Below are 25,626 nucleotides of genomic sequence, written 5' to 3' on the forward strand. Positions count from 1 at the left end.
TGCTTGCTAGCTAAAGCTGACTTCATCACCTATCTTAGTATTACACCACCTCTCATAACGGTAATGCAATTAAGGGGATAACCCATGTCTGTTTTAGATGCATTTTTTACCAAACTCTGGCAGCAGTACAGCGTCATAAGCCCACAAGCCGTCGATATACATCAGTTGTTTGAAAGTCGAGGTGAAGAGTTAGTGAATGATCATGTTGCTTTCCGTACCTTCGCCGATTCGCATATCGGCATAGATATATTAGAATATGAGATATTAGCACTCGGTTATCGGCACCTTGACTCATACCAGTTCGACGTTAAAAAGTTAGATGCTCGTTGTTATGTGCATGACAAGTCACCGACCAAAATATTCATTAGTGAACTGCGTTGGCAGTCTTTATCCGAGACTTCTCAGGCCATTATTCAAGACATTATCGAACAGGTAAAAGCGACATTAAAGTCCCCTTTACTTGAGCAATCGAGCAAGGGGCTCAGCCCATTATTAAGTGCAGGCCGGTTGTGGCTGTTACCCAGTTATGCAGACTATCAAACCTTATTGGCGGAATCGGAATATGCCGCTTGGTTATCTGTCTGGGGGTTACGTGCTAACCATTTCACTCTATTTGTAAATCACTTAAAAAGTTCCCCTGAATTGTCACAAGTCGTGGCGTTATTACAGCAAGAAGGTTATCAACTTAATGATGCTGGTGGCTTGATCAAAGGCACGCCATCGGATTTATTAATTCAAGCATCAACCATGGCTGATACTTGCATGGTTGATTTTAAAGATGCGGGAGAGCAAGTAATAAGTAGTTGTTATTACGAATTTGCACAGCGCTTTAACCAAGAAAATGGCGACTTATACCAAGGGTTTGTACCAATGAGTGCAGATAAAATATTTGAATCGACGAATATGAAATCGATACTTAGCAGTGGTACCTCCGATGATAAAAGTTAGGCGTGAACAGCGTACTTATTTATTCGTAGCCTTGCTTTATCAGAAAAGTAATTTCATCGGTAACGAGGTTGAATCAGTAAAAATGGAACACGGATAAGACTGTACTAATTTATCAATAAGAGGTCAGTCATAGGGAGTTAGAAATGGCAAAACGAATTGTTGTTTTAGGGCTTGGACGTATTGGTGGTGCAATTGCCCAAATTTTACATAGTCATGACGATTATGAGGTCACAGGGGCAGATATAAACCCGAATGCCGTGGCTCGTTTTAGTCATCAATTCCCCACTAAATTATTATCAAAAACATCCTCTGAAATACGCGATTATAATGACATTCTTGCAGGGCAAAACGCGGTTATTTCAGCGCTATCATTCAATGATAATCCTTACGTTGCACAGGCAGCCTTAGCCAATGGTTGTAGCTACTTTGATTTAACCGAAGATGTACGTTGTACACAAGCGATTAAAGAGATTGCATTAGCCGCAGCACCGGGCCAGGTATTCATGCCTCAATGTGGTTTAGCGCCGGGGTTTATTGGCATTTTGGGTTACAGCTTTAGACATAGCTTTGACCGTCTAGATAGCCTTAAATTACGTGTAGGAGCCTTACCTGAATACCCATCCAATCAAATGATGTACAACCTGACGTGGTCAACGGAAGGGTTAATTAACGAATATGCCAATCCCTGTGAATCCATCAAAAATCATATTCCGACATTAACAGAACCGTTAGAAGGCAGAGAAGTATTTTCTATATCAGGTGTTGAATATGAAGCGTTTAATACCTCTGGAGGCCTGGCTAACCTTTGTTATTCCTTAGATGGTCAACTGCGAGAATTGACTTATAAAACGATTCGTTATCCAGGGCATTGTAAGTTGATGAAGTTCTTATTCCATGACTTGCGGTTAGGGGAGGAGGGGAAGCGTCGAGGCATGTTAATGGAGATATTTGAAAGCTCGGTCGCGACCACTATGCAAGATCTAGTGTTGATCTCTGTGGTAGCGACTGGATATGTTGACGAAAGATTAAGGCAGTGTAGTCGTACTTTTTTACTTAGACATACTGCTGAACAGAGCGCGATCCAAATATCGACAGCCAGCGCCGCAGTGACCACGGTGGATTTAATTTTAAATAGTCGTGAACCAAGACAGGGTTTCGTTGAACAAGAGACGTTAGACATTGAAGACTTTTTGGGCAATGAGTTTGCGAAAGCTTATCGAGACGCGGAATTAAGTATTTAACGGTAATGACGAGGAGAATCACATGCATGAGGCAATTTTGAAAACAGTACTTGGTCGTTTTTATGCTCACGATAAGTGCTACGGTAGTGCTTATCTTGGTGGTCAACGTTTTGATAGTGATAGCCGTGTGAAGGTCGTTAGCCCTAATGATGGTCAATCATTTGCTTCAATAAGTCACGCAGAACCCGATGTGATCAAACAGGTCATTAGCAATGCCAAAACTGAATTTTATCATTGGCGTAGTGTGCCTGCTCCACAGCGTGGTGAATTAGTACGACTGTTTGCCGAAAAAGCACGTGCAGCAAAGCATCAATTAGCCACCATGATTAGCCTTGAATCGGGTAAGCCATTTCAAGAAAGTCTAGGGGAAGTGCAAGAGCTGATTGATGTGTGTGATTTCGCTGTTGGTCTATCGCGACAGCTCTATGGATTAACCATTGCGACCGAAAGACCTAATCATAGAATGATGGAGCAATGGCATCCTATTGGCCCTGTTGTGATCATTACTGCGTTTAATTTCCCCATGGCGGTATGGGCTTGGAACGCTACTCTGAGTTTGATTTGTGGTAATAGCATCATTTGGAAACCATCAAGTCAAACCCCATTCAGTGCGTTAGCTTGCCACCAATTATTATTGTCAGCCATTAAACAATTTGGGGGGCACAAGGAACTTAGTAGTATCGTGTTCGGTGAGAAAACGCAGGTTGAACAATTGGTTGATCATAAGGATATTGCCTTGGTATCAGCGACAGGCTCATGCGCCATGGGGCGAGCGGTTAATTGCCGTGTCGCTGCGAGAATGGGGCGTACATTACTAGAGCTTGGTGGTAATAATGCCATGATTGTGTGTCCGAGTGCGGATCTTGAGTTAGCTATTCGGGCTATCACGTTTTCAGCATTGGGCACGAGCGGGCAGCGCTGTACAACGTTGCGTAGGTTGATTGTGCATAGTAGCCTTAAACATCAAGTACTAAGCAAGCTTGAGGCGATTTATAAAACAGTGAGTATTGGCGACCCCTTTGATGAACATAATTTAATGGGCCCCTTGATTAACCAGAAATCCATTGATGCGATGAAAGCAAGTATTTGTACGGCCATTGAGCAAGGAGGGATACTCATTACGGGTGGCGATGAAGGGGAGTACTCAAAGGGCAAAGGTACAAAAGGATGCGGCTTTTATATTAGGCCTGCCATTATTGATATTGAACCGACGGCAGAGATTGTTCAGCAAGAAACATTTGCACCCTTACTTTATGTGCACAGCTATGATTCACTTGAGCAAGCTATTGTTATTCAAAATAGCGTAAGTCAGGGCTTATCTTCCGCTATCTTCACTAAAGACATGGCTGAAGCCGAAATATTTATGAGTGCAAGAGGTTCTGATTGTGGGCTTGTAAATGTCAATATCGGTACGTCCGGTGCGGAAATTGGTGGTGCGTTTGGCGGTGAGAAAGACACGGGTGGCGGTCGAGAAAGTGGTTCCGATGCATGGAAGAGTTACATGCGCCGCACCACTAATACCATTAATTACGGCTGTGAGTTACCCTTGGCGCAAGGCATTAGTTTTGATATGCCAAAAGGTGATTAGGCCATACTTATACTGAGGGTGGGCTTCCACCCTAGCAAGTATGCTAGCGTCCTCTGAATGTCACCCATGAATTAGTTTCCCCAAGTGCTTTAGACATATCCAATTTATATATTGATCCCGCATTGTTTATTCCTTATCTGAATATTTTATTATCATTACCATGGTCAAATAGAGATAAATTGAATGATATTCTATTTTCATTGACTAAAGAACCAAGTAATACAGACACTATTGAACAATGGGCTAAGGCGATTCATGTTAGTCCAAGGACATTAGCAAGAATGTTCCAGAAAGAGCTCGGTATGACATTTACAGAATGGCGTATGCGAGTAAAGTTATTTTATGCCATTGAGCAATTACACGATGGAAAATCGGTAACATACATCGCACTAGAATTAGGATATAGCACACCGAGTGCTTTCATCGCAGCCTTTCGTAAAATAATGGGTAAATCACCATTAGAATATATTACGGTTTAAGGTTTTACATATTTTTTAATGCTGATAATTCATGATTTTATGCGTTTATATATCAGATTAAATACGTAAATCCAAAGTGTGTTAAGTTATTGTTTTTACATGGTATGCTTGGGCAGGTGCGGTTGTTTCATTTAGACTGTATATAGAATTATGTTTCTAATTTTCCAGCTTAAAGTTAAAAAGGGCTATGTATGAAGAACCCCAAAGCAGATGCGTGCTCATATTTGATAACGATGATAATCCAGAGACTCGAAGAGGACAATCAAGGGTTAATCAATAACCTTATTGAAGGTGTTGAAGCAGACCGTGCTGCATTACCTAAAAAAATTCAAAGTAGATCCCATGTTGAAGCTATTATTCGAGAAACCTTTAAGATATTAGATCGCGCTAAAGCGGGTGCTGAACATAAAAATGAAAACGATACATAATAGAAAGTGCATAAATAGGGATGATAATTGATCGACCTTATTATCTAAATGAGTAATAGTTATTGCTGAGTTAACATATTACTGGTGCGTATCGGCTATGATTGATTTTACGAAATAAACTGTTGCGATAAAATACTTGATGTGGTGTTTGTTATGTCTATACTTTTAATGTCTGTAAGATGGTTCAACTTATTTAGCACGGAGCGCTATTACTAGGGTCTGTGTATGATAATGCATAAAAAACTCACCTCGATGATTCCTTATTTAGCTGTTGCGCTGGCTGCGATTATATTATCTGGTTGTCACAGTGGGGGTGAGGAAAGTTCTTCATCTCCTAAAAAACCTGATCAACTTCAACGCCACGCACTCGAAGCTGAAGATACTACAAAAAACTATGATGATGGGATGATCATTCACCCGCATATCGAAAACGTCATGGGCTCACTTACTTATAGTGTCATTGACAGCATCCCTGAAAATATGGCGTCTATTGATCCGAACGGTCAAATCACTGTGTTCTCTCCGGGAGTACTCACTGTTGAAGTAACCGATAGCAGCACGGTGTATAAAAACTCAGATGACCGTTTTATTATTACTATCAATAAGGGGATTAACTCTAAATTGAGTGCTGATCCTAAACATATATCTGTCAATAGTAACGATGACTTCGTTAAGGCTGAAAATTATAAAGGGAAAGTGACTTATAGTGTTGCTGATGAAAGCCTCAGCAGACTCAATATCAATTCTGAAAGTGGCAAACTTGAGCCCCTGAGTGTAGGAGACGCAATTGTTATCATTGAAGATGCTGGTAATGAAAAATATGCGGCTGCGAGCGTTCGTGTTGATGTTCAGATTAAGGCGTTAACTCCAGGTAAACCTCAATGTAGTAATTTCACAGGTGTTCCATATTCTGAAGGACATACCTTCTCGGCTGAATGCATGAGTAGTGATGATGTCCAATATAATTATAAAGTGGCTTCTAGTAGCCATAAAGACGTGATTGATATCGACAGGCATAGCGGGTTGATCACGGCCCTAAAAGTTGGAAAAGCAACTGTTGAAGTTACGGTTATTTATGACGATATATATAATACAGACCCTGAAATGGTTTATTTTCATGTCAACATTTTGAAGGGAAAGCGTCAGACTGTTAGTGTTGAAAATCAGGAGTTTCCCTATTCCGAGGGGCAAATTATTACGCCGGATGTCAGGCATGAAGTTGGTCATCCACGTTATAGGGTTAAAGGTGACAGCGATGCTATTGAAATCAACGAAACATTGGGTTACCCGCAGATAATCGGCGTAGGTACCACCAATCTGAGTGTCATCGATGATAGCAATTCGAATTATGAAAGTTCAAATAATGAATTCATCTATAACATTACTAAAGCTGTACATCCCGGACTTAAGTTAAGTACTGAAATTAAACATAGTTATGCCGATGGATTAAAAATTAATCTGGATATTGTCGGACAGAAGGGTAGTCTGAAAATCACTGGCGATTCTTCAGCGGTATCGATTTCTGGTGAGACAATTACGGTCAAAAGGGCAGGGAAAATTGAACTTTCCGTCAAGGATCTCGGTAATGATCTTTATTTTGACTCTAACACTGTACAACTCGTTTTAGATATTACTCCTGGTGAGCATCCTGCGCTTAAGGTGACTTCACTGACTACCGATTATGCACAACGTTGTTTTCCTATTAGTGATTATGTAAAAGGTAACAAAGGCGAGCTTACGGTAACAACAAACCTCAATTCTAATGTTGCTAAGTATAATAAAGAATCGGGTTGTATCAATGTGCTTAAGGCGGGGTCCACAACACTAACTGTCTATAGTAAAGTGAGTGTAAACTATAAGCAGTCTAAGTCTGTAAACCTGCCTGTGATCGTCAAGAAAATAGATGGAACTCTTACGGCTAATGATGTTACTGCTGTCTACGATGTGAGTCAGGCGCTTGTAGCAATACCGGTAATTAGCGGTATTGTTACCCGTCCACTTTTGTTTGAATTTGCAAAAGGATCAGCGGAAGACGTTGTTGGATTAGATGATGTCGGATCTAGTGGTCAGATGAAAGTGCTCAATGCGGGTACTGCAACGATCCAAGTCACAGATAGTGGCTCCGAGCAGCAGAAGGGTGCCGTTGCCTTTTTCAACGTCACAATTGAAAAAGCTGATAACCTACTAGAGATTAAATATCTAGCAGAAGTGTTTAGCGCGAATAAGAGCTTCTTGCCCAAGGTTGACAATAATGTGAAGGGCATGAATATGTCTTTCGTGTTAACTGGTGGCTATCAAACGGTAGAGCTAGTTAAGAAGAGTACAGGCGAGCTGAAAATTAAAGGTGCTGGGCAGTACAGTCTGAACGTTACAGCCTGGTCACGTAACTATAAGAAAAATAAAATTACTTTTAATGGTAATGTAGAAAAGGCTCCCCATCCTGGTATCGAAACATCAACAGTTAATCTCACATATAGGCCATTGAAAAAATACAATTTGAATCAGGATATACCAGCAGCGATTGGTAATCGTGTTTTTTCTTTGAGTGATCCAGAAAGTATCTTGGCAAAAGTCGATCCAAATACAGGTGAATTGACCCTGTTGAATTATGTTGGTGGATTAGAAAAAGGGGGAGAACTAGTAGTAAATATCAGTGAAGCAGCAAGCCAAAACTACAAGGCCCTTGAGGACGATGCCATTAAACGGGTTAATATCAAACCGCCAAGTGAGGCTTATTTGGATGTGAGTGTTTCACGAGTAGATTTAAATATAACAGGTGGAACGTTTTACGGCAGTCGTCTCAACGGCGAAACTTTTGACTATTTGAAAGAGACTAGAGTTAGTTTTGCTGGAGTAGAAACCGCTAAAGCGACAACTGAAGACAAAGGACTTATTCTGTTAATTAATATGAAACCGGTCGGAGAGGAAGTCAGTAGCGACAATATTAAGCAAGTGAAGATCTATGTCCAACGTTTTGATGGTTGCCGGTTGAATTATTCTCGAGAAAGTATTGAGGATGGTTCGGCAAAAGCTGTGTCAATGGATAAAGACATTAGTTGTGATTCTTCTTTTGGTTCGAGGAATAACCGTTGGCTGGTTTTTACACTTTTAAATACTGGCGCTCTCACCTCTGGAGACTGGGAAATAGTGACGCCTTTTGTAGTTTACCGCCATTCCAATCATCCGTTTATACCGACACTATGGGGCGGTTGTTATCATACCGACATCTCAACGTGTACAGGTGGGATAGAGCCTGCGTCGAAACTCCACGAGTGGACTGTAGTTAATGTTAGGCTGACTAAGAGTGACTAGAATATGTATGTTCATGCAGAAAAGGAATGCATCATTAACTTTGATAGTTAGTTCTCTTAATTTACCGTACGCTTTGTTAAGTTTTGAGCGTACGGTATTTATATCGAACATCCCATTTTAGTGTATCTATTTTAATGCGTGTATCAATCACCATTTATCCTTCCGCTTTATTGCACAAATGAGAATTATTCTTATAATGATTATCTGAATTTTCTTATTCTCCTCGGTCATTTACCAAAGGTATTGTACGTACGATGCAAAAAGAAAACCAAAAACAAGTTAACCGTTTTACTCGCATCGGAAAGTTGTTGGATTTTATCAATGAAAACATAGACCAACCGTTATCTGTTGAGCTACTAGCGGATAAAAGTTGCTGGTCGCGTTGGCAATTACAACGCGTATTTCATCTTGAAACGGGACTGAACCTTGCACAGTATGTGCGAGAGCTAAAGTTGAGTTTAGCTGCTGAGCAATTATTAAGTAGTAAAACTCGGGTTGTTGATATCGCGATTGCATTGGGTTTTAGTTCTGAGATTAGCTTTAGTCGTACGTTTAAAAATATGTTTTCGTATTCACCAATGGCGTATCGACGCCGTGGTAAACGCCTTGGCTTACGCACCCCAATTAAACTCTGTTCTCGAGTGTTAGATAGTTTTGATTTGAAGGCTAGATTATTACAAATCCGTATTGAAACCCGCCCAGGATTTACGCTTCACTGCACATCTGGCATTATTTCAGGATTGTTTTCATTAACACCTAATTATCAACAGCAAGTCCCGCTCATTTGGTCTGAATTTGTTGAAAACTTGCCTGAAGCTGAAATGCTGTCCGTATTGAGTGAAAGCTCATCACTGGCTGCAGATATAGAGTTGATTGGTGTTATCGGAGTGATTAAAGCCAATGATGATATAGATGCGATCCCTTATTGGGCGGGCAGCACTGCGGGTGCTTTACTCGGCTCCACGTCACTAGATACTATAGATGTACCTGCACAAGAGTATGCCGTTATTCCATTTACAGGTCCGATTAAACAATTAGAACAAGTACTTGCTTGGTTGTTTTCACATTGGATACCTGATTCAAATTATGACAGTGTTGATGGTTATGAATTAGAGATCTATCCGGTAAATTATGACCCTGAGGACTCATCTTCTTATATGGAATACTGGTTACCAATCGAAGCTCGAAGCTAAAATAATTTGAATTTTTTAATTATTGCACCAAATTGTTAATTTTTTCTCTAAATCTCTCTATACAATGCAAACGATAATAATTATCATTTGCATAAATTAAAGTTTGGAGACCTAATGAAGCACCAACCTGCCCGTATATTATCCCCAGTGGCGTTTGCCATTATTTGCGCGTTATCGAGTTCAGCTTTTGCCGAGCAGTCTAGTCGCGATAATACTGGAGAGCAAATGACTGTCTTTGGTAAAGCTTATCGAAATACAGCGACAAAAACAGCCCTAGCGCCTATGGATACACCTCAAGCAATCTCTGATGTTGATAGAGATACGTTAGACTTACGAGGAGTTAAGTCGGTTGCTGAAGCACTACGTTACGTACCCGCTGTGAATACTGAACTAAGGGGCGGCGCAGTTTCTCGATTAGATTTATTTAATATTCGTGGTTTTATTAACTATCAGAATTTTTATGATGGTTTGCCGCTGATGTTTAATAGCTGGAACCTACAGCCACAAATTGATTCAATTGCACTTGAACAAGTCGAAGTGTTTAAGGGACCAACCTCTGTTTTGTATGGCAATATCCCACCGGGCGGTATGGTCAATCTTATTGCTAAATCACCACAGCAAGAACAAAGTACCGATGTGACGATAACTGGTGGTAGCCATGACCACAAAGAGTTTTCTATTGATTCTACTGGTCAGATAGCTGATTCAAACCTGTCTTATCGTGTCGTTGCTTTAGCGCGTAAGAAAGACGGACAAGCTGATACCTCTGAAGAAGAACGTTATGTTTTTGCCCCGTCCTTAGATTGGCAGGTATCCGATAAGACACTCGTTAATCTTAATGTTTATTACCAAAATGATCCATCAGCAGGTATTTACACGTCAGTACCTGGGGCGGGAAGTGTTTTATCAAATCCTAACGGGCAACTTGATTCGAGTACTTTCACAGGTGATGAAAACTGGAATACTTACGAGCGTGAAGTATTAATGCTCGGTTATAAAATTAACCATGAATTTAATAATCGCTGGGCCTTCTTGATGAATGCTCGTTACATGGATGCGGATGCTTACCAAGAAAATACCTATAACGGTGCGCTGCAGAGCGATATGCGTACCGTTGGCCGTAATGCGTATCTTACGGATGAAAAATCACAAAGCTTTGTTATCGACAATCAAATTTCAGGTCGTTTCAATACCGGCGTACTCGAACATAACGTGCTATTAGGGTTTGATTATCAGCAACTTGATTCGCGTATTATTTATAAAGATGCCAGTGCGCCATTGATTGATGTGTTCAACCCTAATCATCAACAAATTGATGGTAGCTCGCTTAATTTCACCTACACCACAGATTTTGATCTAGAAAGTAATCAAGCCGGGCTTTATGTACAAGATCAGCTGGTATTAGGTAATTTGGTTGTCATTGCTGGTGGCCGTTATGATGAATATGAACAAACATCAACAGATCATGCTTCAGGGGTTGATACTGCAGCAGCCACTAAACAAGATAACTTTGCTTTCCGTTTAGGTGGTTTATATAACTTTGATAATGGCTTAGCACCTTATGTTAGCTATGCACAGAGCTTTGAGCCTGTAGTGGGGAAAGATCGTCAAGGGAATGCTTTTGTGCCATCGACAGGTGAACAGTGGGAAGCGGGCCTGAAGTATGAATCTGCAGATATGAGTAAAACGTTTGTTGTTTCACTGTTTAACATTACCAAGCAGAATGATTTAACGCGTGATCCGACAGGCACACCATACGATAAAGTTCAAACGGGTGAAACTCAGTCTAGAGGTGTCGAGGTTGAAGTGAATACAATGCTAACCGACAATATGGATCTTGCGGCGAGTTATACCTATATGGACATGAAAGTGACTGAGGATAATACTGGGTTGAAAGGTAAAACGCCGATTTGGGTACCGAAACATGCTGCTAATGTGTGGTTAAATTATTATCTTTATAACGGAATGGCTGCAGGTACGACTATCGGTACGGGTATCCGTTATGTGGGTAAAACACAGATTGATGCACTGAATAGCGATCAAGTCCCTGATTACACATTAGTTGATCTGTCAGTTTCTTATGACCTGTCTTATTTAAGCGACAGTTTAGATGGTTCAAGTATTTCTGTGGTGGCGAGTAACTTGTTTGGAACTGACTATTATTCTTGTTATGACACGAACAATTGCTGGTTTGGTGCTGAACGTGATATTACAGCTAACGTGAAATTCAACTTTTAATCGTTAATTTTGTTTTCAATAGGGCCAGTTGCGATTAATAAATAGTATCCTGCTTAGTTTGCTGTTGGTATTCTGGTTTATCTTATCGGAGGGAGTTATTTTCTTATTGATTAAAGATCGATTAAGCACCTAGGATTATGTGTTGAATAACAACTCCTTAGTGTGTACGTTAGATATAGACAAACCTACACGCTAAGGATATTTAATGATAATAAGAAAAGCCGAATTAGATGATGTTGAAGCGATCAGCCAGTTAATCACGCCACTTGTCATTAAATACATTTTACCTACTTGTAGCAAAGAGGGCGGGCTGTTAATTCTTAATTCTATGGCGCCAAATTGTATATCTAACTATTTAGATGCAGGCCATGTTTATCATGTTGCTGAGTTAAATAGCGAATTAATTGGTGTTGTCGGAATGAAAGAAAACGCGCATTTATATCATTTATTTATTGCAGACTCGCAGCAGGGAAAAGGGTTATCAAGAACATTATGGGAACTGGCGAGAGATGTATGTTTGGCTAATGGTAACGAAGGTAAGTTTACGGTTAATTCAGCCTTAAATGCGACAGACGTATATCTAAAATTTGGCTTTGTGCCTGTGAGTGGCGTTCGGGAAAGAGCAGGTATTAAAGATATGCCAATGGAATTAGAGTATTGATTTATTTTGTTAACAAGTTAGAGTACTAACACTATATTTATATCGTGTTTCCGATCAAGCTAGAATGAGTTGATGTTATGAAAAACAATAACGGTTTTACATTAATTGAATTAGTAATAGTGATCATCGTTTTAGGTGTTCTAGCCGCGACAGTGATCCCTAAATTTATTAATATGAAGCACGATGCAACGAGTGCCGTTGTGCAGAGCGCCAGTGCGACGTTGAAAGCGGCAATAGGCTTGGTCAATGTTCGTAAAGAAATTGACGGTTCAGAAACGAGTGTCGATTATAATGGTAATACGGTCACATTAGTGGCAGGTAATCCTAAGCCAGATGCAAGACAGATGCGCTATTTGTTGAATATGGATTTACCGAGTTCAACTTGGACGCCAAGTTGGTTAACCGTACCTTGTGATAACTCTGAATTTTGTATTCTTGGTAATCGCAGTTATACGAATGAACCGGTTATTGATGCAGTTACATCTGGGCATGTTGTTTTCTTTTGGCCAAATGGACATGTACTTGGAAGTTGCTTTGCCTACTACGCTAATTTAGAAATTGAAGGTTCTCAGCCTGTGATTGGTTTCGAAGATTCGGGTTGTTAGCTTATTCTTCCTCGCCCATTGTCCCCATCAAATACCTCCAACTGATCATCGCCCGGTGAAAGAGCTTGTTACTGTCATCGCAGCCTGCGAGTAAAATACTGCAAGTGAGTAACGATAATCCAAATTTTTTCATTTTGAGTTGTCATTAGTGTACGGTATTTGCACACACTGTTTAACATTGAGGTATTTTTTGAATCATTTAATGGTTTCCATTGTCTGTATTAAGCATTTTATTAATCGACGTGATTTTATACGCTTGATATATGCATATAGTAGATAAGCCGTTGTAAATACTATTTACAAGGCTATTATTGAGTAAGAGTTTATTGTGACGGCTTGCCTTGTTTTAACGTTACTTGAAAAACGTAAGTGTTAGTGTCTTATTGGAGATAGTATATGAAGGGAATTTTAGCAACTACAATTATTACCAGTTTGCTATTATCTGGCTGCAGTGAGGAACAGGTTGTTATACCTGAACCAGACTCCCGGCCTGTGAAGTTACAAGCGGTTGATGTCGGTATTAAAGATACATTTCGTACCTTTCCTGGTGTGGTTGAAGCCGACGACAAAGCGGTACTTGCATTCCGTGTTTCAGGTCTTTTATCCTCGGTTGATGCCAACCCCGGCGACAATGTTGTGAAAGGGCAAAAGCTTGCTAGTTTGAGCCAAGATGAGTTTTTATTACAAGTCGAACAGGCACAGGCAAATTATGAATTGGCTTCGGTACAGTTTAAACGTGATGCTAAATTGCGTAAAACCAATGTTGTTTCTGAATTAGCATACGATACCTCTAAGGCAAAGCGCAACCAAGCGCAAGCCGCGTTAAGCAAACAAGAATCCAACCTCGGTTATGCGACCTTAATAGCCCCTTATGATGGTACATTATCCTTATCTTTAAAGGAAAATCATGAATATGTAATGGCGAAAGAACCTGTGATGCATATTCAGCGTGCGGGTATTATCAATGTAACATTCCAATTGCCTGAACAACTACTTACGCGTTTCAATAATGAATATAGTCGTAACCCTACCGTTATTTTCGACACTATCCCAGGCGAAGCATTTCCTGCTCAATTTAAAGAAATTGATACCGAAGCCAATGCAACAAATTCCAGTTATAAAGTAACCTTGTTTATGGATCGTCCTGAAGGCAAGAATATTTTACCTGGGATGGCTGGTTCAGTCCGGATTGCGCTTCCAAAAGGCAGTGTTGGTACTATTTCACCACAAGCGTTAATGAAAAAGGGAGGTTCATATTTTGTATGGCAGGTTGATGATCAAGGTATTGTGCACAAGCGTGAAATCGAATTAGATGAAAATAGGCGTGTTACGAAGGGATTGAACGATGGTGATAACGTTGCGATCTCGGGTGTAAATCAATTGCGCGAAGGTCAGAAAGTGAGACCGTGGGTCAAGGAACGAGGACTGTAACATGAAAAAACTTCCCTCTATTATTATTGCGCTTAGTGCGATGACAATATTACAAGGTTGTGAAAAACTAATTGTTGAACCAAGGCAAAAAGTGCAGTTAGTTAAAGTCGATACCGTGAAATTAGCGGAAGAAACGGCGAAGTTATCGTTTCCTGCGGTTGCGGTTGCGGCGGATAAATCAAGTTTGTCTTTCCGATTGCAAGGCGAAGTTACATCTGTGACGGTTCGTCCCGGTGATCGAGTGACTCAGGGGCAAATACTTGCTCAAATTGATCCTACTTATTACCGCTTAGAAGTTGATGACGCAAAAGCAGAATACGCGATTACAGATAGCCAATATCGTCGTTCGGCAAAGCTGGTTGATCAAGGTTATATTGCGCCGTCTCAATTTGATGAGCTTAAAGCGCAGCGTCGTATTGCGAAAGCAAGGCTGGATATAGCCAAGTTAAATTTAAGTTTTACGGCGTTGAGAGCGCCGTTTGCAGGTGTTATTTCACATGTACCAATTCAGCAGTTTGAAAATGTGCAAGTGGGTCAGCAGGTGATGAATATTCATAGCATCACGACGGTCGATATTCAATTACAAGCACCGGACATTATTTATTCGAAAAGTTCAGCAGTACAAGTTGAAGCCTCTAGACCTGGCGCTAAGATCATTACGGCTGATGGAACAGAGTATGATGCGCATTTAAAAGAGTTCACTACAGAACCCGATCCTAAAGTGGGCTCATTTGTCGTTACACTGACGATGCCAATGCCTAAAGATAGATTTATTCTTGATGGGATGGCTGTTGAAGTACGGGCTGATGCTCAAAAGCTAAATATTTATAAGACCAATGAACCGTATATTCCGCTTGAAGCTATTTTAAATGAAGATGGCGATGATTTGAATTTAACGCAAAAATTTGTTTGGGTTGTGGGCAATGATAATACAGTGAGCAAGCGTCAAATTGTGACGGGGAAAGTGGTCAATGACGGTGTTCGTTTAAGCTCGGGTTTATCAGTCGGCGAGAAAATTGTGGTTGCTGGTGGCAACCGTTTACGTGAAGGTCAATCGATCAAAATTTTCGATGACTCAATAAATAATTCAACGGATACTGAAGAGGCAGGACAATAATGAAACAAGATATCGCCGCCTATTTTATTAAAAATAAAGTGATCAGCTGGATGATCACGCTTATCTTCTTAATTGGCGGTACGATGGCCTTTTTCGGACTAGGTCGATTAGAAGATCCTGCATTTACAATTAAAGATGCGATGGTCGTGACATCTTACCCGGGTGCTACGCCATTACAAGTTGAAGAAGAGGTCACTTATCCGCTTGAAAAAGCAATTCAGCAATTAACATATGTTGATGAGGTAAACTCTATTTCGAGCCGCGGTTTGTCACAAATTACCGTGACGATGAAGAATAATTATGGTCCGGATGATTTACCACAAATTTGGGATGAGTTACGTCGGAAAGTGAATGATATAAAATCCCGTTTACCGCCTGGTGTGGCTGAACCGTCAGTGATTGATGACTTCGGTGATGTCTACGGTATTTTGCTGGCGATAACGGGTGATGGTTATTCTTACAAAGAACTGAATGACTATGTAGACTATTTACGCCGAGAAATCGAGTTGGTCGATGGTGTTGGTAAAGTATCTGTATCTGGTGTGCAGCAAGAGCAGGTCTTTATTGAAATGTCGATGCAACGTTTAAGTAGTTTGGGTATTTCTCCTACGACTATTTACAATACGCTGGCAGCGCAAAACTTGGTATCCAGTGCTGGTGCGGTAAGGATGGGTACTGAATACATCCGTATTCACCCAACGGGCGAGTTTTCCGATGTTGACTCGCTAGGCGATTTAATTATTACAGAAAATGGTGCACAGGGGCTGATTTATCTACGTGATGTAGCAACGATTAAGCGTGGTTTCAAAGAAGTTCCCGATAACTTAGTGACTTTTAATGGCAAAGTCGCATTGAATGTGGGCGTGTCATTTATTTCTGGTGTTAATGTTGTCGAAATGGGCAAAGGGGTTTATCAACGTCTCGCAGAGCTTAAAGAGCAACAACCGATTGGTATCGATATAGATATTGTATATAGCCAACCCGATGAAGTTGATAAGTCAGTAAAAGGCTTCATTATCAGCTTAGGTCAAGCGATAGGTATTGTTATCATTGTTTTACTTTTATTCATGGGGATTCGAGCTGGTGTTTTAATTGGGTTAATTTTATTGCTTACCGTTTTGGGTACGTTTGTATTCATGAATATGATGGCAATTGATCTACAGCGTATTTCACTTGGTGGATTGGTGATTGCATTAGGTATGCTGGTGGACAACGCCATCGTCGTGGTAGAAGGTATTTTAATTGGGGTACAAAAAGGCCGGACGCGTTTGCAGGCGGCAACCGACATTGTCACGCAGACTAAATGGCCTTTATTAGGTGCAACGGTTATTGCTGTCACTGCATTTGCTCCTATTGGTTTATCACAAGATTCAACGGGTGAATATACCCAAACGTTATTTAGTGTGTTACTTATCTCGTTGATGCTAAGTTGGTTTACGGCCATATCACTGACGCCATTTTTTGCCGATATGTTCTTTAAAGGTATTAAAGTTGATGCCGAAAGTGAAGAAAATGACCCATATAAAGGGGTTGTCTTTGTTGTTTATAAACGCGCATTAGAAGCATGCATGAAAAATGCGTGGACAACAGTATTCGCATTAATCTTAATGTTAGCGGCAAGTTTGTATGGTTTTACGCAGTTAAAGCAATCATTTTTCCCTTCGTCAACAACACCAATGTTTATGATTGATGTTTGGCTACCGGAAGGTACTGATATTCGTGCTACCAATGAAAAGCTACGTGAATTAGAAGTGATGGTGAGGGCCAATGCGGGTGTATCACATGTATCTTCAAGCACGGGTAAAGGTTCTCAGCGATTTATGTTGACCTATGCACCAGAGAAAAGCTATGCAGCGTACGGTGAGTTAATTATCCGTGTTGAAGACTATGACGATGTCATGCCAATGTTACGTAAAGTGAGTGAGCAACTTGACTCACAACACCCTGATATTGAATATAAACTAAAACGTATTGAGTTAGGGCCTTCATCTGGTTCGAAAATCGAAGCGCGTTTAGTCGGGTCAGATCCAACGGTATTACGTGGCTTAGCACAGCAAGCAACTGATATTATGCGTGCCGATCCTGGGGCATTTAACGTGCGTCATGATTGGCGTGAACGTACTAAAGTGATTGAGCCTGTATTTAACGAAAGTCAGGCTCGTCGATATGGTATTACTAAATCAGACGTTGACGATTTATTGCAAATGGCATTTTCTGGTCTTACCGTTGGTATTTATCGTGACGGTACAAACCTGTTACCCATTATTGCTCGATTACCTGAAAAAGAACGTGTGGATATCAGTACGATTGAAGGTATGAAGATCTGGAGTCCTGTATTGAAAGGTTATGTGCCACTACAACAAGTGGTATTAGCGGTTAATATTCGTTGGGAAGATCCGATTGTCGTGCGTAAAAACCGTAAACGTATGTTGACCATATTTGCTGATCCCGATCCCTTAGGTGATGAAACTGCAGCAACGTTGCAAAAACGTATTCAACCGTTAGTCGAAGGTCTCGATTTCCCTCCGGGTTATTCACTCGAGTGGGGTGGTGAATATGAATCGTCTTCGAAAGCGCAAGCATCATTATTCCAAACGATGCCTATGGGCTATTTGTTCATGTTCTTAATTACGGTCTTCTTATTTAATAATGTGAGAAATGCGGTGATTGTATGGGCAACCGTACCTTTAGCTATTATTGGTGTAACAACAGGGCTACTCGCGCTAAATACACCGTTTGGTTTTATGGCACTGTTGGGCTTCTTGAGTCTGTCAGGTATGCTGGTTAAGAATGGTATTGTATTGCTTGATCAAATTGAGATCGAGATCCACACTGGTAAAGAAAAATATCAAGCGGTTGTTGATGCAGCTGTTAGCCGTGTTCGTCCTGTTTGTATGGCGGCAATCACAACGGTATTAGGTATGATCCCGTTATTACCCGATGTGTTCTTCAAACCTATGGCTGTCACTATCATGTTTGGTTTAGGGTTTGCTACTGTACTGACACTGATTGTTGTACCTGTGTTATATAGTATGTTCCATAGATTACAAATAATAGAAAAATAGCGTGATGAGAAAATGAAGGAGGAGCCATTATAGGCTCCTTTTTTTAGTATTTTTGAAATTGACTAATTAAGCGTTGCATTGCTTCTAATCTATTAACTAACTCATGAGTACTTTGAACAGATTCATTACTGGTTATTGAAGTTGCTGCACTTAGTTGACCAATATGCTCAACATTACGTGAAATCTCATCACTAACACTCGCTTGTTCTTCTACAGCGGAAGCTATCTGGTGACTGCTATCTGTGACTAATCTTAGTTTATTATTAATTTTAGCCAAATGTTCACCAGTTTCAGCGGCTTGATTGTTACATTGGCGTGATAGTTCTACGCCATGATCAACGGAATTAACCGCTTGATTAGCTGATTGCTGTAGTTTCCTTATCATTTGCTGGATCTCACCTGTTGATTCCTGCGTTTTTTTAGCTAAGGAACGCACTTCATCTGCAACGACTGCAAAACCACGACCTTGATCACCTGCACGTGCTGCTTCAATCGCAGCGTTTAGGGCTAATAAGTTGGTTTGATCTGCGATAGCACCAATAACATCTAGAATCGTTTCTATTTGTAGGCAGTCTTCTGATAACACATTGATGACTCGCTTTGAATTATCTAATTCTTGGTGTAATGAATGAACTGAATTGATCGTTGTTTCAACACTTTGCTGCCCTTCAGTTGACATCTCCTGTGCTTCAGAAGTCAATGATGATGCTTGTACGGCACTTTCTGATATATTACGAACAGATAATGACATTTGTTCCATCGCAACACTGACCTGTTCTGTCGCCTCAGTTTGTTGGCGCAGGTTTGTCTGTATTCGCTGGGTTTGGCTAAGCTCATTTTCAGCTGATTTTAGAATATCTGTCGATGTTTCACTTACTCTACCGACAATAGCTCGTAGCTCTGCTTGACGCATTTTTAAGGCTAATTCTATTGTTGAAAAGTCATCTTTCTTACCCGTATAAACATATTCCATTAACGGGTTATCGTATGCATCCTTAGCTAGTTTAGTTAAATGTTTAATTCTGATTTGTGTGTACCACATTATTAAAAATGAGCATAAGACAGCTGCTACTGTCGCTGTCGTTAACAATGTGATACCTGAATTAAATAATTGTGCAGCTAAAAGCAACAAACTGAGACCTGCGAGGCCAAGCAACATTGTATTTTGTTTCCAACGTAGGTCAAAAAGTGAGGGTACCTTACCTTTTTGCATTGCTTGATAAAGTTTTGACGCTCTGTTTACTGATTCCCGATCAGGTTTACTGCGAACTGATTGATATTCTATTACTTTATCTTGTGCGTCTTTAATTGGTGTGACAAAAGCGGATACCCAGTAATGATTACCATTTTTACAGCTGTTTTTTACTAATCCCATCCAGCTTTTGCCTGTGCCGATATATTGCCATAGTTGTTCAAAGGCTTGTTTTGGCATATCTGGATGACGTACTAAATTATGCGGTTGCTTGTACATCTCATCCGCTGTGTAGCCAGCAACATCAGCAAAATGTTGATTTGTGTGCGTGATGTTACTGTGCGGATCAGTTGTTGAAATAAGGTTTACTGATTCTGAGTAATCGACTTCATTGTTGTACTGCTTTGTTGTTGCTACTACTGATACTGCCATCGTTCTCTCCATACTACATCCAGTGTAACCTAGTGTAAGTCAATGTAAGCTTGTGTAATATAAGGTAAAGAATCAAGATAGCATTTAATTGGGCATCTTAGTTGCGTATTTGTAGGGTAATATAATTTATTTTTATTTTTATTTTATTATCAATTATTTATCGCTGATTTATTTAATTTATTTGATGTTGAATTTCATATTCAGGATATTAAATTCTTCGTTTGTCTATTTTTACAATCTGAGTTTCTTGTTGCGGACGTTTTGGTATTTACATTAGCTTAGTCTGCAGATCGCAGATATAAAAAATCTAGTGAGATACCCATTGTTTTAAAATGACGTAGCTCGACTTTAACGACAGGAGCTTTTATTCTTTAAATGATATTTGAATGGAAACACTTAAAAATTATTGAGGGGAATAATATGAGAATCAATGTACAAGATACCGTATTTTGTTTAGTTGATGTTCAGGAAAGGCTTTTTCCACACATGAAAAATAAAGAAACTGTGGAAAAAAATCTAGTTACGTTAATTAAAGGGTTACAGCTTAATAATGTGCCTTTGATTATTAATGAGCAGTATAAGAAAGGTCTCGGTGATACCATTCCTGCGTTACAAACATCAGTTGAATCGGCACCTCATTTCGAAAAAACATCCTTTTCGTGCTGTGGTAATGAAGATACGTTGGCAGCGATTAAAAATACGGATAAAAAAGTGGTAATTGTTGCAGGAATAGAGACGCATGTTTGCGTATTACAAACGTGTTTAGATTTACTTGCTGAGGGGTTACAGCCTGTTCTTGTAACAGACTGTGTGAGCTCTCGCTCTAAATTGGATTCTAAAATGGCGATTGAACGATTAATTCAGGCGGGTGTTATACCAACAACGTATGAATCAATTCTATTTGAACTGACAAAGAATGCTAAAAACCCAATCTTTAAAGAGATCAGTAAATTAGTTAAATAAACATAGCGTAATAGGGCGGTTACCGTGTTGGTTACGGGTGTTTAGTTGAGACTTGGCTGGCGGTAAATCGTGATGTTATAACTTTTCAGTATTTGTCGTTCAACAACACTGGATAGAATGAACATCATCAAGTAACCACAACAAAGTGCCACAATAATGGCTACTACATTGTCAGTAAACTGATTGAATAGCTCGAACGAAACGACCAAAGTGACGATACCACTGATGCGAATACACAGACTGTGCATGAAACGGCCATGTGCTTTTATGTAGCATAGTTGATAAGCATTAAGCATAAGGAAGATGAAAAACATCGAAAAATGCAATAGGACAGGGATAGCACCGTCATATTCTGCTGGGAAAATTGTTAAAACTAACGTATTGCCAAACAGCAGCATAATCGCGAAAAAGCTGCTACTTATAAGGGCTGATATCTTAAATATCCAATTACGAATAAGCTTAATTTGTTGATGGTCACCATTGCGCACACAAACCGCTAATTCGGGTAATACAAAACGATAAATAGGAAAAACAAACAGTAATGTTAGATAGGTAAATACCGGTCGTACAACAACTTGGAAATCACCGAGTTCGTCAATACTAAAATGACGAATGGTGAGCAGTACGGTTATGTATATCATTAAAATACTTGCGCCCGCTTCTAAAGATGCGGTAAAACTCTTTTTTACAAAGCTGAGTAACTTGGGATTAAGATGTACACTCGATAATGGGCGTGTAGAAATATCCTTACGACGATGTTTAAACATATAAACAACAATCGCGAGTGATGATAAGGTTAATCCTGAAAAGAGGGAAATAAGGGCGTCTAGGCCAAGTAGATAATAACAAGTGAAGAACATGATCACATTGGTTAGGGGCTCCAGCCATACTACCTTATTGGAAATATTATATAGTCGATACATAGCAATAAGATTGGTGAAATATACTTTTAACCCCATGCCAAATATGATACCAACCAACTGGTAATAACTTACTTCAATATGCAGTTGATGTTTAATATAAGGAATAACCAAACCCCAAGTGATCAATACCATGGTGATTAAACTATATCGGAAGATGTTAATAATATCGCGGTCATTTTGAGTTTGTGAATAAGTCACTACCATGGATGAGCGAAATCCAGTCATTAATATTAGCGATAAAGAAATGATATCAACGACACTATGAAAGAGGGCTAGGTCATCTTTTGGGATCCAGTGTGCCAGCCAAACCTTAAAGCTAAAGCCGATAGCAATGCTAATTAATGTAACCCAAATGCCTTGGGTAAAAGCTTTTTTAACGCGGTTTAATGATGTATTTTCCATGGCAGCTATTCGCGAATTAATTTATATAAGCACTCGGAAGTGACGGTAGCTAATGATTGTATCGCAATTGAAAATCATTCGCAATTGCATTTTGGTCGTGCATTGACTACAGGCTAGGTTATGCTGTTAACTTTTTGAGATATGTAGTAGTTTACTTTCAATAGTTTATTTATGAATATTTTCGGAGCTAGGGTATATGGCGAGTATAATTTGTTTTGGTGATAGTATTACACGTGGCGAAAGTGATGCTGTGTATGGTGGTTGGGCAGACCGAATTAAAACGCGTTTAATTAAACAATTTATGGAAACGGGTAAAGATAAGGTAAGTGTCTTTAACATGGGCATTAGTGGTGAAACGACAAATGGTTTAATCCAACGTTTTCAACATGAGTTTTTGACCCGACAAGCCGTAGATAAACAGGATACCGTGCTGTTTGGGTATGGCGCTAATGATCTTGCTAAGCAAGACGGTAACTACCTTGTTGATATTGAAACGTATATTGACAACTTACGCTGCTGTATTGAGTTTTCAATTGAGAAGGGAGCTAATGTTGTTCTGATTAATGTCACGCCAATTTCAGCCCTGCTTGATGGTATTCCGAATATAAATAACCGTATTCGCCATGATGAAACCATTTGTCGTTATAACCAAGCATTGTTGGTTTTGTCGGTGAAGTATAGTGTCGATTTGATTGATGTTTACACGCCATTCAATGATCGTAAAGAAACCTATTTAGCGGCCGATGGATTACACCCAAATAACGCGGGACATGAGTTGCTATATCAAGTAATAAGCTCGTCGTTGTTATCTAATCTCAATATTTAAGCATTAAACAGGCATAAAGTGTTTATGTAATACACATTGGTGCATAAATACTGACCTATTGGCCCTTGAGTGTTCGTTTTCTTAGTTTTTTTTTGATCTACCCCTATTAACTCTATTATTAATTTTGCAATATTATTTGAAGCTCCTAAGATGAAACTTCTCCTATTTAAGAAAGCGAGCAATTATGACTAACAATTATTCTGATACACTGTTTGAAGAAATGAAATTACTGGCTAAATTCCCAACAAAATCTTATTTAGAAGGTATTAAGGTTCATAGTGAAGCTGGCCCCTCTGTTATTAGTGCTGCGAAATCACTTTTTGAAAAAGGGCTTATTACACGAGACGACGGTGGGTATTTAACCGATAGCGGTATTGAAATAGCAGATCATCTACACCGAGTTTTAGCACCTTTAAGCTAAATCAATAATGCTATTATCTAAAGCAGTTAGCCGCTGTTATATAGGTTACTAACTGCAATTTTTCTATTTTCCTACTGATCTAAGCTGTTTCACATAATCGAGAGTCTTCAATATCAACGTCCGGTCGAGGGCTTAGTATCGATGTGTTGTTGACCATATTACTAATAATTTCAACGCTTTCTTTTTTTATATCGTCACTATGTTGTGACGATGATAATAAATAGATATGATCTGACACCGTCTCAATGGCACTGACTAGCACTTCATTTTCAAGTACTGTAAAAGCATCATCGATGTAGGTAGCGAGTTCTGTTAAGTCAGGTAACGCAGAGCGACAAGCAACAAGACCAACATGAATAGAGCCGTTGTAGCTATATAGCGTAATGTTCAGAGACATGCCCGGTGGTAGTACTGAAATTGGAAAGCACTTATCCATTTTAGCACCCTTCATATATAACGGTGTGCTTGGTCCTGGCACATTAGATATGAGTACATTGCCCATTGGCGGTAATATTGTATCCAAGTGCAATAGTTCACTCGCAGCGGCTAGGCCTTGGCTTGCTAATGTGTAACTCGTTAATGCTTCTTTGGTTAATAGTCTCGTTTCATTTTTCAATCTGACGCATGACTCTTTGACTGTCATCAAACGTTCAAGTGGATACTCACCGGCATAAGCTAACTCGACTAAACTAATCGCTACTTGGTTGTTAGACACCTTGTCTGAAGCATCACGTAAACTAATTGGCATTTGCGCTACTAATGGTTTTTTAAGTACTACGTTACGTGTTTTTAGGTAGTTATGGATAGCCATATCACAAACAGTCACAACAACATCATTAATTGTGGCACCAGTTATGCGGCCAAGTGTTTTAACTCGTGAGAGTGACAGTGATGTCATTGCCGCACGACGTGCACGTTTTGGACTAACTGAAAATAGTGTTTTAGGTGCCATAAAAGGTGTCGGCATATCTGCTTTGTACATACTTGCAGCTTGAAAAAGTAGTTTTGTGGTGAGTTTAGTTAATGATGGAATTGATTTCACATGGCTGGTTACAAGTTTCGAAGTATCAGATAGCAGTGACAATGCACTTTTTTCTGTTCTTGCTTTTTGTGGGTGATCAATAGCCCAAAAGGCGGTCATTGGTGATTCTGGATTTTTGCTCAAATAAGCCATGATTAGTTGATTTGCTTTAGCACCATCAGTGAATGCATGGTGCACTTTAACGTAGATCGCAAATTTGTTATCTGTTAAGCCGTCAATTAAAATCATTTCCCATAATGGACGACTACGATCGAGTAATGTTTCATGTTGGTGCTCAACAAAACTGAGTAACTGATCTTCATTACCAGGTTGTGGCAGCATCGCGAAACGTACATGATATGACAGATCGATGTCGTTATCTTTTTGCCAGAAATATTGACCCGTGATTTGTTTTTTTAGTTTTTGGTTAAATGGTTTTTTAATCTCTTGCTGAGACATTAAGTTATCGAATAGGTCTCGACTAAAGTTGCCTGGGTAATTTTCTGGTGTTGAGAATATTTGTAATCCTGCTACGTGTTTTGGGCTAGTCACCGTTTCTGTGTATAAAAATCCCATATCAACTAACGAGAGTGCTTGCATAGTCATTTTCTAATGTTCCTAATGTAATTGATAGATTGCGCCCGATTAAGTCGTACCGCACATATCATCACATTGTGATGTTATGACTTGCTGTCACGGATGTTAAAGTTATATGTATAGTACATGAGTACTCACAAAGAGATACATCATTGTGACATAAATTTACGCAAATGAAATATTTTCACGATTTATTATAGTACTTTAATTGTTTTTAACTTTTTGATTGTTAATGTTTTAATGTGTTTTTTAGATTCATGATTGAATGTTTGTAGCAGTTTTTTTGTTATTGCTGAAGGTTGATTGGCATAATGAACTATATATATTCGTTGACGATTACATTGTTATCGGTAACTTTGTTGATGGCTAGATTTTAATGCTATTGAAGGATTTTGATAAAATGATGTAAATTCTTTGATTATTTATTAAAGAACTAAAAAATTGAAGTATTAATCAATTGTATAAATATTTATAATTTATTGAGATAGTGACGTTTTTAACCCCTTTGAGTAGTAAGCTGGGATTATTATTAAACAGATGTGG

Annotated in this window: 19 protein-coding genes; 16 read left to right on the forward strand and 3 right to left on the reverse strand. The window is 39.5% G+C overall.

The genetic code is table 11. The features are described 5' to 3' along the window. Positions 1-84 precede the first annotated feature (84 nt). From HWV02_RS09875 to HWV02_RS09935, 13 genes are all read left to right on the forward strand, one after another. Positions 85-948: a DUF1338 domain-containing protein gene (locus HWV02_RS09875; protein WP_211679494.1), complete on the forward strand. Its 864-nt coding sequence runs from the start codon at positions 85-87 to the stop codon at positions 946-948. Between the two features lie 143 nt (positions 949-1,091). Then, positions 1,092-2,189: a saccharopine dehydrogenase family protein gene (locus HWV02_RS09880; protein ID WP_211690352.1), complete on the forward strand. Its 1,098-nt coding sequence runs from the start codon at positions 1,092-1,094 to the stop codon at positions 2,187-2,189. Positions 2,190-2,211: 22 nt separating this feature from the next. After that, the gene (locus tag HWV02_RS09885; protein WP_211690353.1) at positions 2,212-3,777 is read left to right on the forward strand and encodes an aldehyde dehydrogenase family protein; all 1,566 of its coding nucleotides are present in this window, start codon (positions 2,212-2,214) and stop codon (positions 3,775-3,777) included. A 179-nt stretch (positions 3,778-3,956) separates the two neighbouring features. Next, the gene (locus HWV02_RS09890) at positions 3,957-4,256 is read left to right on the forward strand and encodes a helix-turn-helix transcriptional regulator (RefSeq protein ID WP_211690354.1); all 300 of its coding nucleotides are present in this window, start codon (positions 3,957-3,959) and stop codon (positions 4,254-4,256) included. A 191-nt stretch (positions 4,257-4,447) separates the two neighbouring features. Beyond that, positions 4,448-4,684: a hypothetical protein gene (locus HWV02_RS09895; RefSeq protein WP_211675169.1), complete on the forward strand. Its 237-nt coding sequence runs from the start codon at positions 4,448-4,450 to the stop codon at positions 4,682-4,684. Positions 4,685-4,909: 225 nt separating this feature from the next. Continuing rightward, complete coding sequence (locus tag HWV02_RS09900) at positions 4,910-7,996, forward strand: hypothetical protein (RefSeq protein ID WP_211690355.1); 3,087 nt, start codon at positions 4,910-4,912, stop codon at positions 7,994-7,996. Between the two features lie 254 nt (positions 7,997-8,250). After that, positions 8,251-9,189 (forward strand): AraC family transcriptional regulator, encoded by a 939-nt coding sequence (locus tag HWV02_RS09905; protein ID WP_211690356.1) that lies wholly within the window; start codon positions 8,251-8,253, stop codon positions 9,187-9,189. Positions 9,190-9,303: 114 nt separating this feature from the next. Further along, positions 9,304-11,427: a TonB-dependent siderophore receptor gene (locus HWV02_RS09910; protein WP_211690357.1), complete on the forward strand. Its 2,124-nt coding sequence runs from the start codon at positions 9,304-9,306 to the stop codon at positions 11,425-11,427. A gap of 205 nt (positions 11,428-11,632) precedes the next feature. Next, entirely contained in the window at positions 11,633-12,088 is a 456-nt protein-coding gene (locus HWV02_RS09915; protein ID WP_211690358.1) for a GNAT family N-acetyltransferase, read from the forward strand. 77 nt (positions 12,089-12,165) lie between these two features. Then, positions 12,166-12,693 (forward strand): type II secretion system protein, encoded by a 528-nt coding sequence (locus HWV02_RS09920; RefSeq protein WP_211690359.1) that lies wholly within the window; start codon positions 12,166-12,168, stop codon positions 12,691-12,693. Between the two features lie 396 nt (positions 12,694-13,089). Further along, a complete protein-coding gene (locus tag HWV02_RS09925; RefSeq protein WP_211690360.1) occupies positions 13,090-14,124 on the forward strand; it encodes an efflux RND transporter periplasmic adaptor subunit in 1,035 nt (344 codons plus the stop codon). A gap of 1 nt (position 14,125) precedes the next feature. After that, entirely contained in the window at positions 14,126-15,241 is a 1,116-nt protein-coding gene (locus HWV02_RS09930; RefSeq protein ID WP_211679505.1) for an efflux RND transporter periplasmic adaptor subunit, read from the forward strand. After that, positions 15,241-18,306 (forward strand): efflux RND transporter permease subunit, encoded by a 3,066-nt coding sequence (locus HWV02_RS09935; RefSeq protein WP_211690361.1) that lies wholly within the window; start codon positions 15,241-15,243, stop codon positions 18,304-18,306. The genes HWV02_RS09930 and HWV02_RS09935 overlap by 1 nt, the downstream gene beginning before the upstream one ends. 43 nt (positions 18,307-18,349) lie before the next feature. On the opposite strand, the gene HWV02_RS09940 is transcribed toward HWV02_RS09935, so the two are convergent. Continuing rightward, on the reverse strand, positions 18,350-19,930 hold the full coding sequence (locus HWV02_RS09940; RefSeq protein WP_211690362.1) for a PAS domain-containing methyl-accepting chemotaxis protein: 1,581 nt from the start codon (positions 19,928-19,930) through the stop codon (positions 18,350-18,352). Positions 19,931-20,350: 420 nt separating this feature from the next. Here HWV02_RS09940 and HWV02_RS09945 point away from each other — a divergent pair, with 420 nt between their 5' ends. Beyond that, positions 20,351-20,893, forward strand: coding sequence for a hydrolase (locus tag HWV02_RS09945; RefSeq protein ID WP_211690363.1), 543 nt, complete (start codon positions 20,351-20,353; stop codon positions 20,891-20,893). 41 nt (positions 20,894-20,934) lie between these two features. Here the strand turns inward: HWV02_RS09945 and HWV02_RS09950 are convergent, their stop codons facing one another. Beyond that, on the reverse strand, positions 20,935-22,218 hold the full coding sequence (locus tag HWV02_RS09950; RefSeq protein ID WP_211690364.1) for a lipopolysaccharide biosynthesis protein: 1,284 nt from the start codon (positions 22,216-22,218) through the stop codon (positions 20,935-20,937). A 196-nt stretch (positions 22,219-22,414) separates the two neighbouring features. On the opposite strand from HWV02_RS09950, the gene HWV02_RS09955 reads away from it, so the two are divergent. Then, positions 22,415-23,044 carry a GDSL-type esterase/lipase family protein gene (locus HWV02_RS09955; protein WP_211679509.1) on the forward strand — a complete coding sequence of 210 codons (630 nt, stop codon included), beginning with the start codon at positions 22,415-22,417 and terminating at the stop codon, positions 23,042-23,044. A gap of 184 nt (positions 23,045-23,228) precedes the next feature. Beyond that, entirely contained in the window at positions 23,229-23,465 is a 237-nt protein-coding gene (locus tag HWV02_RS09960) for a TIGR02647 family protein (RefSeq protein WP_211690365.1), read from the forward strand. Between the two features lie 79 nt (positions 23,466-23,544). Here HWV02_RS09960 and HWV02_RS09965 read toward each other — a convergent pair whose 3' ends face one another. Then, positions 23,545-25,086, reverse strand: a complete 1,542-nt coding sequence (locus tag HWV02_RS09965) for a wax ester/triacylglycerol synthase family O-acyltransferase (protein WP_211690559.1) — start codon at positions 25,084-25,086, stop codon at positions 23,545-23,547. Positions 25,087-25,626: the final 540 nt, after the last annotated feature.

It is taken from the genome of Moritella sp. 28, from assembly GCF_018219435.1.
Taxonomy (GTDB): Bacteria; Pseudomonadota; Gammaproteobacteria; order Enterobacterales; family Moritellaceae; genus Moritella.

What these genes read in the sequence shown, in the direction of transcription:
- HWV02_RS09935 (WP_211690361.1), top strand. Translation starts at nt 15,241, where the DNA reads ATGAAACAAGATATCGCCGCCTATTTTATTAAAAATAAAGTGATCAGC.
- HWV02_RS09925 (WP_211690360.1), top strand. Translation starts at nt 13,090, where the DNA reads ATGAAGGGAATTTTAGCAACTACAATTATTACCAGTTTGCTATTATCT.
- HWV02_RS09905 (WP_211690356.1), top strand. Translation starts at nt 8,251, where the DNA reads ATGCAAAAAGAAAACCAAAAACAAGTTAACCGTTTTACTCGCATCGGA.
- HWV02_RS09900 (WP_211690355.1), top strand. Translation starts at nt 4,910, where the DNA reads ATGATAATGCATAAAAAACTCACCTCGATGATTCCTTATTTAGCTGTT.
- HWV02_RS09945 (WP_211690363.1), top strand. Translation starts at nt 20,351, where the DNA reads ATGAGAATCAATGTACAAGATACCGTATTTTGTTTAGTTGATGTTCAG.
- HWV02_RS09920 (WP_211690359.1), top strand. Translation starts at nt 12,166, where the DNA reads ATGAAAAACAATAACGGTTTTACATTAATTGAATTAGTAATAGTGATC.
- HWV02_RS09910 (WP_211690357.1), top strand. Translation starts at nt 9,304, where the DNA reads ATGAAGCACCAACCTGCCCGTATATTATCCCCAGTGGCGTTTGCCATT.
- HWV02_RS09950 (WP_211690364.1), bottom strand. Translation starts at nt 22,218, where the DNA reads ATGGAAAATACATCATTAAACCGCGTTAAAAAAGCTTTTACCCAAGGC.
- HWV02_RS09940 (WP_211690362.1), bottom strand. Translation starts at nt 19,930, where the DNA reads ATGGCAGTATCAGTAGTAGCAACAACAAAGCAGTACAACAATGAAGTC.
- HWV02_RS09880 (WP_211690352.1), top strand. Translation starts at nt 1,092, where the DNA reads ATGGCAAAACGAATTGTTGTTTTAGGGCTTGGACGTATTGGTGGTGCA.
- HWV02_RS09875 (WP_211679494.1), top strand. Translation starts at nt 85, where the DNA reads ATGTCTGTTTTAGATGCATTTTTTACCAAACTCTGGCAGCAGTACAGC.
- HWV02_RS09895 (WP_211675169.1), top strand. Translation starts at nt 4,448, where the DNA reads ATGAAGAACCCCAAAGCAGATGCGTGCTCATATTTGATAACGATGATA.
- HWV02_RS09965 (WP_211690559.1), bottom strand. Translation starts at nt 25,086, where the DNA reads ATGCAAGCACTCTCGTTAGTTGATATGGGATTTTTATACACAGAAACG.
- HWV02_RS09930 (WP_211679505.1), top strand. Translation starts at nt 14,126, where the DNA reads ATGAAAAAACTTCCCTCTATTATTATTGCGCTTAGTGCGATGACAATA.
- HWV02_RS09885 (WP_211690353.1), top strand. Translation starts at nt 2,212, where the DNA reads ATGCATGAGGCAATTTTGAAAACAGTACTTGGTCGTTTTTATGCTCAC.
- HWV02_RS09960 (WP_211690365.1), top strand. Translation starts at nt 23,229, where the DNA reads ATGACTAACAATTATTCTGATACACTGTTTGAAGAAATGAAATTACTG.
- HWV02_RS09915 (WP_211690358.1), top strand. Translation starts at nt 11,633, where the DNA reads ATGATAATAAGAAAAGCCGAATTAGATGATGTTGAAGCGATCAGCCAG.
- HWV02_RS09955 (WP_211679509.1), top strand. Translation starts at nt 22,415, where the DNA reads ATGGCGAGTATAATTTGTTTTGGTGATAGTATTACACGTGGCGAAAGT.